The sequence below is a fragment of the Plastoroseomonas arctica genome, from assembly GCF_018128965.1.
In the GTDB taxonomy this organism is placed as follows: Bacteria; Pseudomonadota; Alphaproteobacteria; order Acetobacterales; family Acetobacteraceae; genus Plastoroseomonas; species Plastoroseomonas arctica.
Genome location: NZ_JAAEDH010000001.1, coordinates 280,713 through 293,360 on the forward strand (window position 1 = coordinate 280,713; position 12,648 = coordinate 293,360).

Below are 12,648 nucleotides of genomic sequence, written 5' to 3' on the forward strand. Positions count from 1 at the left end.
TGAAACGGAAGATGGAGCCGGTTCTTTAATCAAGTCTTAGCCTCTAGCATCTGCGCAACAAAGCGAGAGCGGATATGGGCGTGGCTTTGCGGCATTTCCTGCGCGACATGACGCTGCTCGTGCAGGACGAAGCGGACCCGGCGCGGCAGCAAGGTGCCGCGATGGAATTGCTGCGACGGCTGGTGGGCCAGGGGGGGTGGCTTGCGCCCGACTTCAGCGCCGCCGGACCTGCCTTTCGCCAGGTGCTGCTCTACAACGATCCGCTCGATCGCTTCTCGCTCGTGGCCTTCATCTGGGGCAGCGAAGCGCGGCAGACGCCAGTGCATGACCATGGCATCTGGGGCGTGGTCGGCGTGCTCGAGGGCGAGGAGATTTCCACCGAGATGATCCCCGACCCTGGCGGCGGACCGATGCGCCCGGGTCGCCAGGACCGCCTCCAGGCCGGCGAGGTGATGCTGCTCGGGGCGCCCGCCTACGACATCCACAAGACCGCGAACGGCCAGCCTGGGGCGCCCGCCATCACCATCCACCTCTATGGCGGCAATATCGGCAGCGCCGAGCGGCGGGTCTATGACGAGGCGACCTCGGCGGCGACCGTGATCCGCAGCGGCTACGACAATCCGGTCTTGCCGAACCCCTGGTCGCTGCCGGTCGCGATCTTCGCCTGACGTGGCACCAGGAAACGCGAAGAGCGCCATGGCGGGGGCCATGACGCTCTTCGGTGTGTGGGCCCTGGGCCCCGGGTCGCAAGCCTCAGCGGCGAACGACGGTCCAGCCGCCCTGGGCAACCTCGGTGGCGCGCAGGTCGCCCAGCGAGACGGAGGTGCCGCCCTCGGCGATGTCGACCGGGCGGCGGCCGGAGCCCGCCAGCATGGTGCCGCCGGTGCGGTCGGGGCGGTTGTGGATGAAGCCATAGACCGGATAGACGCGGCCGAAGGTGGTGTCGGAATGGCCGGTCTGGATACGCACCGCCGACCAGTCATTCGCCGCCGAGACGTCGACCACGTTGACGCCGCGCATCACCGTGCCGCGGGCAATGCCGGGGCCGCCCCAATTGGCATGATGGATCTCGATCTCGCGGGCGCCGATCACCCGCTCGACCACAGCGACGTGGCCCATGCGCATCGCGCCGGTGCCCGGCATCGCCATCACCGAGCCGGGCTCGGGGCGGTGCGAACGGTCATACAGGCCCGAGGCATTGTGCCACCAGTCGCGGCCATTGCCGCTGATCGCCATGCCCGTCGCTTCGCGGGCGTAGGGTACGCAGGAGATGCCGCCGCCATAGCCGCCGCCGTATCCGCGCGAGGCGACCACCCGGCGACCGCCGCGACCCATGGAGTAAAGCCGGCCCGGCGGACGGTAGGTGCCCACGCGACCGAAGCTGACATGGCTGAAGCTTTGGTAGCCGAAGGCGCCACGCATGGCCTGGCTGCGGCCGGGCTGGGCAGCTGCGCCGCGCGCGCCATGCGGGCGGATCACCTGGGGTGCGGCGCTGCGCGCGACGGGCCGTGCGGATTGTCGATCGGGGGCTCGGGCTTCGGCTTCGGAAACACCGAAACCGCTGATCAGGACCACCGCCGCGAGAGCCACCGGGAACAACCGCATGCAAACCCCTTATTTCAACCGCCTCACCGTAACGTGAGGAAACTCTGCTGCGGTTTGGGTAAGCGGGGCGCGGTTAACAGACAACCCAGTTTGGGCGTTACCCGGCGTAACGCGATGTGATTCGTCGGAAACGCATGTTTCATATGCAGGGGTTGCGGACGTCAATCCTAACATTCGGCGACTTGGTGTTACACATCACAGTGTGGCGGCAGATTTGCCACATATGGGCGATACGCGATCGTATGCCGATTCCGCGGACCGGCCCCGAGGATTGGGGCCGGCCCGAAACCTGAACTCAGCGGCAGGCGGTGACCATGATTTCGACGAGATGACGCGGATCGGCCATGTTCGCCTGCACGCAGGCCCGCGCCGGGGCGCCGCCTTCGGGCAGCCAGTCGATCCAGAGCTTGTTCATCGCGTCGCGGTCGCGGATGTCCTTGAGCCAGATCTGCGCAACCAGCAGCCGGGTCTTGTCAGTGCCGTGGCCTTCGAGTGCGGCGTCGATCTTGGCGATCACCTGGGCAGTCTGGCCGGTGATGTCCTGGCTGAGGTCATCGGCGGTCAGGCCGGCGAGGAAGACGATGTTGTGGTATTCGACGGCGCTCGACAGAACCTTGTTGCTGCCGTGGCGGGTGATCTTGCTCATGCGGACGGATGCTCCTGCGGTGGAAACCAGCGCCTTCGTAGAACAGTTCGCCCGGCTTCGAAAGATTCCGCCGACCTGAGGCGCAAACGACCGCCGTACGTCACGGCACCGCGTATTCGCCCCCCGCCTCGGCCGCGAAGACCATCGTCTCGAACACGCTCGCGCCATGGATGGCCTCCGCGACCGGCAGCAGATAGGCCGGTCCGCCCGCCACGGCCGCCGCGAAGGCGGAGAGCTCGGCGCGCTCGATATCCGTGGTCGGGTAGTCGCGCGTCCAGCCCTGGCCCTCGCGCGGCGTGAAGATCACCTGCTCCTGCCCGCGCATCTCGACATGCGCCTTGTCGCCGAACAGCGCGATACGCCAGTAGCGCGGCGCATAGGCCAGCGTGGCGAAGCCGCCCGTCGCACCCGAGGCGAAGCGGAACAGCCCCGCCGTCGTGTCGTCCAGCCCATTGTCCAGCACCAGCGCCTTCGAGCGCACCGTCACCGCCGCGATCGGCCCGGCGAGATTCACCATCATGTCGATCATGTGGATGCCCATGCCGCCCATCCCGCCCAGCGGGCTCTCAGAGCGGTCCGCGCGCCACATGCCCGCCTTGTAGGCGATCGCGCCCGGCCCGCTGATATGCCCCTCGACATGGAGGATGGTGCCGAGCTCGCCGGCTTCGACCAGCGCCTTCATCTCCGCCGTGCTGGGCAGGAAGCGCCGGTTGTGGCCGAGGGCCAGGACCACGCCGGCCTTCGCACAGGCCTCCACGGCCGCCTCGGCGGAGGCCTTGCTCATGGTGAAGGGCTTTTCGACGAACACATGCTTGCCCGCACGGGCGGCGGCGATCACCTGGTCCGCATGCGCCTTGTGCGGCGTCGCCAGCACCACGGCCTTCACCGCCGGGTCGGCCAGCACGGCCTCATAGCTCGCCTCCAGCCGGATGCCCTGCGCCTTGGCGAACGCCTCCGCCCGCTCCGGCCGGCCCGTTGCGCCCGAGACGAAGCGGATGCCCGCCGCGTTGTTGCCCTGCACGCTGGCCACGAGCTTCTGGCCCCAGCCGCCCATGCCGATGATCGCGGTATCCAGCATCCGATATCCCCTCAACCCTGTTCCAGGCTCGCCGCCATGCGCGGCAGCTGCACCATGCCCCAGCCCACCACCAGTGCCGAGAGCGCGACCGCCACCAGCACCGGCCATTGCAGGCCGAACACCTCGCCCGCCGCCCCCAGCGCCAGCGCACCCGCCGCCGGGCAGCCGCGCGTGATCAAACCCCACAGGCTGAGCACCCGCCCGCGCATCGCAGGGTCCGCGGCACTTTGCGCCAGCGTCTGAACCGAGATGCCATGCACGCTCGCCGCCGCGCCCATCGCGGCACCCGCGACGAGACCCAGCGGAAACCACCCGGTAATGACGAACCCCGCCGTCGCCACCGCCTGGCATGCGATCGCCAGCACCGCATACCGGGTCGTGCCGCCCAACCGCCCGCGTGCGGCGACCAGCGTGCCCGCGACCAGCGCCCCGATCCCGAACGCCGCGGTGAGGAAGGCCAACGCCTCGGCCCCGCGCCCGAAGGCACGCTCGACGAAGGGCGGCAATATCTCCTGCACACCGCGCAGCAGGATGGCGGAAACCGCCGCAAACGCCAGCAACGGCCCCAGCCCGGGATGCCGCGCCGCATAGGTGATGCCCTCACGCACCTCGCCGAACAGACTCGCTGTCGCCGGATGCCCGCGCCGCTGCGCCGGATCGATCACCAGCATCGGCAAGGTCGCCGTCGCGATGAAATAGGCGAAGGCATTGCAGAAAATAGCCGGCGCCACGCCCGCATAGGCGATCAACGGCCCGGCCAGCGCCGGCCCCACGAACCGCGCCACGTTGAAGCACAGGGAATTCAGCCCCACCGCCGCCGGCAGATCGGCGCGGGGAACGATCCCCGGCATCAAGGTCTGCCGCGCCGGCTGCGCGAAACTCGCGGCAATCCCGGACAGCATCTCCAGCGCCAGCAACAACCCGATCGTCATCTGACCGGCCAGCACCAACGAACCCACGAGCAAGGCCACCACCCCGATTGCCGCCTGCGTCACCATCGCCAGCCGCACCCGGTCCACCCGGTCCGCAATGGCGCCTGCGATCGGTGAGGCGATGACCGCCGGCGCCAAGTCACAAAACGCGACCATCCCAACCCAGAACGCACTGCCGGTGAGCTGCCAGGCGAACCAGGACACCGCAATCCGGTGCATCCACAAGCCCGTCCAAGCAGTCAGCGACGCGCCGAAGAAAATCCGTGCATTCCGATGCGCCAGCGCCCGCGTCAGCGTGGAGAGGACAGCCATGCGGGGTTAAGCAAGGCCAGGGGGCGCTGCCCCCTGGACCCCCGCCGGGGATCGCGCCGATCCCCGGGCCCCTGCGTGTGTTGCCCCCGGGCATGGATGGGGTGAGCTAGTGGGAAGCGCCGGGGTGGGAAGGGGGCCCGTCGAGGGAGCTCCGCTGGCACTAGCGTTCCACGCGCCCCCTTCCCACCCCGGCTCGCTTCCTGCGAGCCTCAACACCCTACCAACCCGAGAACCAAGAGATGGAGGTCCAGGATCGACACGATCCTGGCGGGGTCCAGGGGCAGCGCCCCTGGCCTTGTTTCCCCCGCCTGGCTCACCCTCTCAGCGCGGGCGTGCTGCGGATTGGCGCACGCAGTCGCGGGCCAGGCGGTCGCGTTCGTAGGAGCGTCCGGCGATGTCGCTTTGAGCGCGTTCGTTGGAGATCGAGGTTTGGCTGCCGAGGCGATTTTCGCCTTCGTCGATGCGCATCTGCTGACCGCGGTCGCGGAACAGGACAACGCGCTCGGATTCGCGTCGGCAGGCTTCCTCGATGGTGGGGGCGCCGGCGGATGTGGTTGCGGTGGGCGCGGGTGCGGGTGACGGGTCGGAGAAGGCGCATCCGGCCATCATCAGCGTGGGCAGCAGCGGGAGAAGCAACGCGACTCGGGTCATGTCAGGCCTCGGCGGGGATGGCCTTCGACAGTAGCGCGCGCAGGCCCTCCGCGTCGAACCGGGCGCCGCGGTCGAGCGGCATGGCGGCGGCGGCCTCGATCAGGGCGGGGTGGAACTCGGCCCCTTCGCGGGTGAGCGTCCAGAGTGGAGCGAGGAAGGGCGCGCGCGGCAGGATGTCCACCAGCGCGAGCAGGCGCAGGCAGAGCGCGAGGCCGGGCAGGGTTGCCAGGCCGGCCCGGGCGTCGATGGCTTCGGCCCAGGCGGCGGCGTCGCGGTCGGCGAGGGCGAGGGTGGTGGCTTCCCCGTCGGGATGGGCGAAGCGCAGCAGGCGGGGCTGGCCGAAGGTCTCGGCCGCGGCGGCTTCGCGGGCGACGTCCCAGGCTTCGAGCAGATCGCGCGGGCGGACGGCGGGCAGCGCCTCGGGCGGGAGGGCGATGGCGTAGGTGAGGACGCCGTCGGGGGCGCGGGCGCAGCGGATGGAGGGCACGGGAATAAGGTGGCCATGCGGGCGCCGAAGCGCCAGGGCTTGAACGTGGCGCCGCCCGGCACAGCGTGGCTTGACTGCCCCGCTGGTCCGGGCAGGCTCGGCGCCATGACCCATCCCGCCGATCTCTCCCTTGCCGAACTGCGCCAACGCGTCGAGGCAGGCAGCCTCTCCGCCCTGGATTTGGCCGAGGCCTACCTGGAGCGGATCGCGGCGCGCGAGCCGGTGCTGCGCGCCTTCGCCTGGCTGGACCCGGCGCTGGTGCGCCGCGAGGCGGCAGCGATTGATCGGAGCTCGTCCAAGGGTTTGCTGTTCGGCGTTCCCTTTGCGGTGAAGGATGTGATCGACACCGCGGACCAGCCTTCGCAATACGGGTCGCCGATCTGGGCGGGGTGGCGGCCGCGCTCGGACGCCGCCTGCGTCGCCGCGGCGCGGCTCGCGGGCGCGAACATCATCGGCAAGACGGTGACGACGGAGTTCGCCACGCGCCATGCGGGGGCGACGACCAACCCGGCCAATCCCAGGCACACGCCGGGCGGTTCGTCCCAGGGATCGGCGGCGGCGGTCGGCGCGGGGGTGGTGCCGCTCGCCTTTGGTACGCAGACGGCGGGCAGCGTGATCCGCCCGGCGGCCTTCTGCGGTGCCGTCGGATTCAAGCCGAGCTACGGAACCCTGCACAGAGCCGGCATGAAAGTCATGAGCGAAAGCCTTGATACCATTGGGATTATGGCGCGCAGCGTGGTGGACGCCGCCTATGGCATGGCGGCCCTCACCGGGCGTTCGCCCGGCGACGTGACGGCGAAGCCCGCGCGCGCCCCGCGCCTCGCCGTGGTGATGGGCCCGCAGGCGGATCTCGCCGCGCCGGAGACGATCGCACTGTTTGAGCGCGTGGCCGAGGCGTGCCGCCGCGCAGGCGCCACGGTCACTCCGGTGACACTCACGCCGCCCATGGGCGAGGCGTTCGAGGCGCATCCCTTCGTGATGAACATGGAGAGCGCGGCGTCCATTGCGTGGGAGATGGACCATGCCCGCGCGCTTGTCTCCCCGGTCCTGGCCGAGCGCATGGAATGGGCGCGCGCGCAGGACCCACAGAAGCTGGAGGGCGGCCGCGCCGCCTTCGCCGCCGCGCGCGCCGCATTCCCGGCGATGATCGAAGGCTTCGACGCCGTGCTAACCCCCGCCGCCCCCGGCGAGGCGCCCGAAGGTCTCGGCTGGACCGGCGATCCCGGGTTCAACACGCTGTGGACGCTGCTGCATGTGCCCTGCGTCACGGTGCCAGCCGGAAGCGGGCCGCGCGGGCTGCCGCTCGGCGTGCAGGTGGTGGGGCGGATCGGCGAGGACGGCGCGACGCTCGCCTGGGGCGAGTGGGTGGCGCGGGCGATCGGCTGAGTGGAATTCGGGCGGCGGTCGTCAGCGAGGCGCCGTTGCCGGTCAAGCCGTAAATGCGGCGGCGCCGATCGGCTTCCTCGGCCGACCGCGCTTGGTGCTTCCGGTCGGTGGCAGCTTTGCCCAGCTGGAGGCGCTCACCGACCCTTTGCGCGCCGCGCGCGGCTGTTCGGTCGAGCGGGCGTGTTGAGTGGCGCTCTGCGAGCATGCGACGTCCGTACAGGGAACGCATGAGTGCGGCTGCCGCCCTTGCCGCGGCGGAACGTGACCTCTCCTCGGGGCGCATGGTCCCGGCTCTGCGAGGCTTCACGCTGGCAGAGGCGGACCCGGCCCACGCCTTGCCGGCCGCGATCGGTGCGGCGCGGGCTGCGCTGCGCCTGGCGTGGTGTGACACGGCGCTGCGGGCGGCGCGGCGCGCGCGCGTCCACCTCGGCGGCGCCCCGCTCGGCGAGCTCCCGGATGCCCAGGCTCAGCACGCGCATCTGCGGCGGGAGTTGCGCATCTGTCGGGCGCGGCTGCGTGAGGCGCCCGGCCCGGGCAACCTCGCGCCGGTCGTTGAGGTGCTGACCAGCGCCGGGCGGCTGCGCGCCGCGCGCGCGCTGCTCGGCACGGACCTGTCCGATCCGCTGCTGCGCCTGGCCGACGCCGGCCTCGCGCTGCGCGAAGGGCAGGGGAGCGGGGCGCTGGTCGCCCTCGCCGCCGAGCCGGGCCTGCCTGAGTGGTTATGCGCGCGCTTGGCCGACACCCTGCTCTCGGCAGGTGAGGGCGACGCCGCGCGGGCCCTCGCGGCCGCCCTGCCGCCCGCCCTCGGCCTGCCGATCCAGGTCCGCGCCGGGCTGTTCGACGACCCGCCCGAGGCGCGGCTTCGCGATGCCGAGGCCTGGCGCGACGCCGCCACGGACGTCTCCCAGGCGACCGACGCCGCGCGCCACGGCCTCACCGCCGCCCTCGACGCCGAGCGACTGCTGCTGGACCAGGTGCCGCGCCTGCCGGCCGCGCCGCACCGCGCGACGCTGTTCGCCTATTGGGATTCACCCGCGCCACCCGATGATGTCGCCGCCGTCTTCGCCAGCTGGGCGCGGCACAATCCCGGCCTCGCGCTGCGTCGCTTCGACCGCGTTACCGCGCAGGCCTATGTCGGGGAACGCCAGGGCGAAGCCGGCGTCGCCGGTTTCGACGCCTGCCCCAACCCCTCCTTCCGGTCGAACCTGCTGCGCGCCGCGGCGCTGTATGCGGAAGGCGGTCTCTACGCCGATGCCGATGAGCGCTGCCTCGCCCCGATTGCGGACTGGATCGCGCTGGCGCGGCGCGATTTCCTCGCCGCCGTGTCGTCCGAACGGCCGCACTACCTGCACACGCAGTTTCTCGGCGCGCCGCCGGGTCACCCGCTGTTGCGCGCCGCGCTCGCGACCATGATCGCGGATCTTGTGGCGGCGGGCCGGGCGGGTGTGGCGCTGCGGAACTGGGAGAGCGGCGGCCCGGGATGCTTCACCCGTGCGCTGATGGCGGTGCGTGCGGGCAGCGCGCCGACGCTGCGGCTGCTGAGCACGCCCGCCTATCGGGCGCGCGTGGAACTTGCCGACGACCTCGCCTACAAGCGCGACGCGGCAGCCAATTGGCGCGTCTGATCACCCCCGCGCCGGAAACACCCCCGGCGCGGTGGCGAGCTCCGCCACGGTATCAAAATCGCGCAGCACGGCGTCGTCGGGCATCTCGACCTCGACCATCCGGTCGGCGTGCTGGCCCGCAAGATGCCGCGCGCCGACATCGCCGGTGATGGCGAGCATGGCGGGAATGAATTCGCGAGACCAAAGCATCGGGTTACCCTGCTTGCCGCGATAGGTGGGCATGACGATCGCGCGCCCCTCCTCGGGGTCGAAGGCGGCGAGCAGCTTGTCGAGCATCGCCGCGCTGATCAGCGGCATGTCGCCCAGGCAGACCAGCACGCCATCGGCATCGGGGGGGATGGCGGCAAGGCCCGCCTTGAGGCTCGCCGACAGCCCCTCGGCGAAATCCTCGGCATGGATGAAGGCGACGCGGCGCCCGGCCAGGGCCGCCTGCACCGCCTCATGCTCATGCCCGGTAACCACGATGATGGGGTGCGCCTGGCTTTCCAGCACGCGATCGACCACGCGTGCCACCATGGGCGTGCCTTTGGTGTCGCGAACCAGCAGCTTGTTCAGCGGTGCCATGCGGCGGGACCGCCCGGCCGCGAGCACCAGCGCGGCGATCTTGCGGGCGCGGCGCGGCGCGTTGGGCGGCGGCGGTACCTTGGGCGCCTCACCGCGCGGCAGCGGCCGGGTCTCGATCTCCTTCAGCAACCCGCCCACGCCCATCGCCATGATGTCGCGCGGCGTGACCGCGATGCCGGCGAACAGCCGCTGCAGCACCCAGTCGAAGCCGTTGAGCTTGGGGCTCCGCGCGCACCCGGGCAGCACGATGGACGGCACCGCGCCCACGCTTCCCAGGCACAGCAAATTCCCCGGATCGACCGGCATGCCGAAATGCGCGATGGCGCCGCCGGCGCGGATGATCGCTGCCGGCCCGGTATCGCGCCGGTCCACCACGGCCGAGGCGCCGATCAGCAGCAGCATCTCCGCCCCTTCCTTGAGCAGGGCGCGGAGCGCGGCGGCGGCGGCGTGTTCCTCGTGCGGGGTGCGGCGCACCGGCAGCAGGGATCCGTGCAGCGCCTCCACCCGGGCGCGCGTCGCCTCGATGGTGCCCTCCATCACGCTTTCCTTGATCCCCGGCAGCTCGGTGAGGACGAGGCCCACCTTGAGCGGGCGGAAGGGGTGGACGGCGATGGGCGGGCGGCTGCCCTTGGCGATCGTCTCGGCCAGCTGCAGCACCGCGCCGGGCGAGGCGAAGGGGATGACCTTGATGGTCGCCACCATCTCCTTCGCACTCACCGGGGTGTGGTTGGGTAGCGTCGCGACAGTGAGGCTCTCATCCATCTGATTGATGCGGTCGATACGCGCGGCGTCCAGCACCAGCAGCCCGGCTGCCTCGGCCATCAGGTTCACCCGGCCGGTCGCCGCGCGGCTGCGCGCGAGCAGGGCGCCGCGCAACGCCTCGGCAAGCCGGTCCGCGGCCTCGTCCTCCGGTATCTCGCCGCGCGCGAGGCGGGCTGCGATGACCGAGCCATGGCCCTCGGCCCGCAAGGCGACGATCGCCTCCGCATCCAGCGCTGTGCCCTTCTTGATCACCCGACCCTTGAGCCGGATGGTGTGGGCGAGGATCGCGCCCTCCGCCTCCTCGAGCGGCGTCGCCCCGAAATTCACGCGCTGACCTTTGCCGCCATGGCGGGCTGAGCGCGCACCGCGCCGAGGGACGCGCCACGCCGGCACGCCACGATTTCCGCCATGATGGACAGCGCGATCTCGGCCGCCGTCACCGCGCGGATGTCGAGGCCCACCGGGGCATGGATGCGCGCGATCGCCTCGGCGCCATGGCCGAGCTCCGTCAACCGGGCCACACGCTTCGCATGCGTCCGGCGCGACCCTAGCGCGCCGATGTAGAAGGCGCCCGAGCGCAGCGCGATGTCGAGCGCGGGATCGTCGAGCTTCGGGTCATGGGTCAGCGTGACGACGGCGGTGCGCGTGTCCGGCGCGAGTTCGGCCATCGCATCGTCGGGCCAGGCATCGATCAGCGTCACGCCGGGCAGGCGTTCCTCGGTCGCGAAGGCGCGGCGCGGGTCGATCACGGTGACCGCGAAGCCCAGCGCCGGCGCCATCGGGGCGAGCGCCTGTGTAATGTGGGCGGCCCCGATGACCAGCAGCCGCAGCGGCGGATTGTAGGGGTGGATGAACCAGGCCTCACCCTCGAGGTTCAGGTTCCCGGCGGCATCGGCGTCGAGGGCCGCGAGAGCCGCCTCGGCCAGAGGGCCGGGCACCTGGTCGGCGGGAAACAGGTGCTGTGCGCCGTCCGACAGCCGCGTCAGCAGCGCGACCGGACGCTTGGCCGCGCGTTCCGCTTGCAACCGCGCGAGGGTCTCGGCCCTCACGCCAGCGGTTCCACGAAGACCTTGAGCTTGCCGCCGCAGGACAGGCCCACCTCCCAGGCGCGCTCGTCGCTGATGCCGAAATCGAGCAGCGCGGGCGCACCGGAGTTCATCGCGCCCTTGGCGGCATCGGCCACCGCACCCTCGATGCACCCGCCCGAGACGGAACCCGCGAGCTTGCCGCTCATCGTCACCGCGAGCTGGGAGCCGGCGGGGCGCGGGCTGCTGCCCCAGGTCTCCACGACGGTCGCGATCGCGACCTGCTCGCCGGCATCGCGCCATGCGCCGGCAATCGCCAGGATGTCTTCGGTCATATGGGTCTTCCCTGTGAGGAGGAGAGGGAGGCGACGAGGGCGCGCAGACTGTCGAGGTTGTGCACGGGGCGGAACTCATCGACATGCGGCAGCATCGCCCGGATGCCCTGGGATTTGGGTTCGAAGGCGGCGTAACGCAACAGCGGGTTCAGCCAGATCAGCCGACGGCATGAGTTTGCCAATCGCTCGGTCGCTGCCGCCAGGCCTTCGGCGCCGTCACGGTCCAGGCCATCGGTGATCAGGAGCACGACGGCGCCCTGGCCGAGCACCCGGCGCGACCAGTCCCGGTTGAAGCGGGTGAGCGATTCGCCGATACGCGTGCCGCCCGACCAGTCCGGCACCGCCTTGGCGACCTGCTCGAAGGCCACTTCGGCGTCCCTGTGGCGCAGCTGGCGGGTGACGTTGGACAGACGCGTGCCGAACAGGAAGGTCGCCACCCGTTCGCGGTCGTTGGACAGCGCATGGAGGAAGTGGATCAGCACCTGGGCGTAGCGCGCCATGGAACCCGAGATGTCGCACAGCGCCACCAGCGGCGGGGGCCGCGTCACCCGGCGGCGGCGTTCGAGGCCAAGGATCTCACCGCCGGTGCGCAGGCTCTCGCGCACCGTCGCGCGAAGGTCGGCCACGGGGCCGGCGGGGTCGGGGCGAAAGCGGCGGGTGCGGCGCTCGTCGAGCGGCAGGACCAGTTTTCTGATCTCGCGCTTGGCGTTGGCGATGTCGGCGGCCGACATCGCCTCGAAATCCATCCCCTGCAGGCGCTCGGCCGCACTCACCGTCGCCGTCATGTCGATCTCGGGCGGGCGGTCTTCAGGCGGGCGGGGCGGCGGCTTGGGGCCGCCCTGCATGGCCTCGGCTAGGCGTCGCGCGGCCGGCGGCGGCTTTTCGGGCGGGGCCTTCTGGCCCTCCAACATGGCCATCATCGCCGCGTGCTTTCCCGCCTCCGGGTCGCGCCAGAAGAGAGAAAAGGCCTGGTCGAAGATCTCGAAATGCTCGCGCCGGCGCAGCATCACCGCGCGCAGCGCGGCGTGGAACTGGCGCCGGTCGCCGATGTCGATCCGGGTCAGCGCATCCAACGCGGCCATGGTCTCGGCGGGACCCACGGGCAGGCCGGTTCGGCGCAGCAGCCGCCCGAAGGCGGCGAGGTTCGGGGCAAGGGCGTGGGGCCCCGCCGGTCGGTCGGACAGCGGCGTCATCGGCTCCACCTAGATCGCTTTCCGCTCGAATGTCATCAGGCGGGCGG

Annotated in this window: 13 protein-coding genes; 3 read left to right on the forward strand and 10 right to left on the reverse strand. The window is 71.2% G+C overall.

Features of this window, described 5'->3' with window-relative positions:
* Positions 1–80 precede the first annotated feature (80 nt).
* The gene (locus tag GXW79_RS01350) at positions 81–668 is read left to right on the forward strand and encodes a cysteine dioxygenase family protein (RefSeq protein ID WP_211872407.1); all 588 of its coding nucleotides are present in this window, start codon (positions 81–83) and stop codon (positions 666–668) included.
* Between the two features lie 85 nt (positions 669–753).
* On the opposite strand, the gene GXW79_RS01355 is transcribed toward GXW79_RS01350, so the two are convergent.
* The 6 genes from GXW79_RS01355 to GXW79_RS01380 all read right to left on the reverse strand — a co-directional run bounded on the left by GXW79_RS01355 (position 754) and on the right by GXW79_RS01380 (position 5,711).
* A complete protein-coding gene (locus GXW79_RS01355) occupies positions 754–1,605 on the reverse strand; it encodes a CHAP domain-containing protein (protein ID WP_246503600.1) in 852 nt (283 codons plus the stop codon).
* Positions 1,606–1,900: 295 nt separating this feature from the next.
* The gene (locus tag GXW79_RS01360; protein ID WP_211872408.1) at positions 1,901–2,251 is read right to left on the reverse strand and encodes a RidA family protein; all 351 of its coding nucleotides are present in this window, start codon (positions 2,249–2,251) and stop codon (positions 1,901–1,903) included.
* A gap of 100 nt (positions 2,252–2,351) precedes the next feature.
* Positions 2,352–3,329, reverse strand: coding sequence for a Gfo/Idh/MocA family protein (locus GXW79_RS01365; protein ID WP_211872409.1), 978 nt, complete (start codon positions 3,327–3,329; stop codon positions 2,352–2,354).
* Positions 3,330–3,340: 11 nt separating this feature from the next.
* A complete protein-coding gene (locus tag GXW79_RS01370) occupies positions 3,341–4,573 on the reverse strand; it encodes an MFS transporter (protein WP_211872410.1) in 1,233 nt (410 codons plus the stop codon).
* A gap of 321 nt (positions 4,574–4,894) precedes the next feature.
* Complete coding sequence (locus tag GXW79_RS01375; RefSeq protein ID WP_211872411.1) at positions 4,895–5,224, reverse strand: hypothetical protein; 330 nt, start codon at positions 5,222–5,224, stop codon at positions 4,895–4,897.
* Between the two features lies 1 nt (position 5,225).
* Positions 5,226–5,711, reverse strand: coding sequence for a hypothetical protein (locus tag GXW79_RS01380; protein ID WP_246503601.1), 486 nt, complete (start codon positions 5,709–5,711; stop codon positions 5,226–5,228).
* Between the two features lie 105 nt (positions 5,712–5,816).
* Between GXW79_RS01380 and GXW79_RS01385 the strand changes: the two genes are divergently transcribed.
* Both GXW79_RS01385 and GXW79_RS01390 read left to right on the forward strand, forming a co-directional pair.
* Complete coding sequence (locus GXW79_RS01385) at positions 5,817–7,097, forward strand: amidase (protein WP_211872412.1); 1,281 nt, start codon at positions 5,817–5,819, stop codon at positions 7,095–7,097.
* A 227-nt stretch (positions 7,098–7,324) separates the two neighbouring features.
* Entirely contained in the window at positions 7,325–8,722 is a 1,398-nt protein-coding gene (locus tag GXW79_RS01390) for a glycosyltransferase (RefSeq protein ID WP_211872413.1), read from the forward strand.
* Here the strand turns inward: GXW79_RS01390 and GXW79_RS01395 are convergent, their stop codons facing one another.
* Genes GXW79_RS01395 through GXW79_RS01410 form a run of 4 tightly spaced genes read right to left on the reverse strand, consistent with a single transcriptional unit; the run spans position 8,723 to position 12,601 of the window.
* Complete coding sequence (locus tag GXW79_RS01395; RefSeq protein ID WP_211872414.1) at positions 8,723–10,375, reverse strand: NTP transferase domain-containing protein; 1,653 nt, start codon at positions 10,373–10,375, stop codon at positions 8,723–8,725.
* Positions 10,372–11,097, reverse strand: a complete 726-nt coding sequence (locus tag GXW79_RS01400; RefSeq protein ID WP_211872415.1) for an XdhC family protein — start codon at positions 11,095–11,097, stop codon at positions 10,372–10,374. The genes GXW79_RS01395 and GXW79_RS01400 overlap by 4 nt, the downstream gene beginning before the upstream one ends.
* Entirely contained in the window at positions 11,094–11,408 is a 315-nt protein-coding gene (locus GXW79_RS01405) for an XdhC family protein (protein ID WP_211872416.1), read from the reverse strand. Before GXW79_RS01405 ends, GXW79_RS01400 begins: the two co-directional genes overlap by 4 nt.
* On the reverse strand, positions 11,405–12,601 hold the full coding sequence (locus tag GXW79_RS01410) for a vWA domain-containing protein (RefSeq protein ID WP_211872417.1): 1,197 nt from the start codon (positions 12,599–12,601) through the stop codon (positions 11,405–11,407). Before GXW79_RS01410 ends, GXW79_RS01405 begins: the two co-directional genes overlap by 4 nt.
* Between the last annotated feature and the right edge of the window lie 47 nt (positions 12,602–12,648).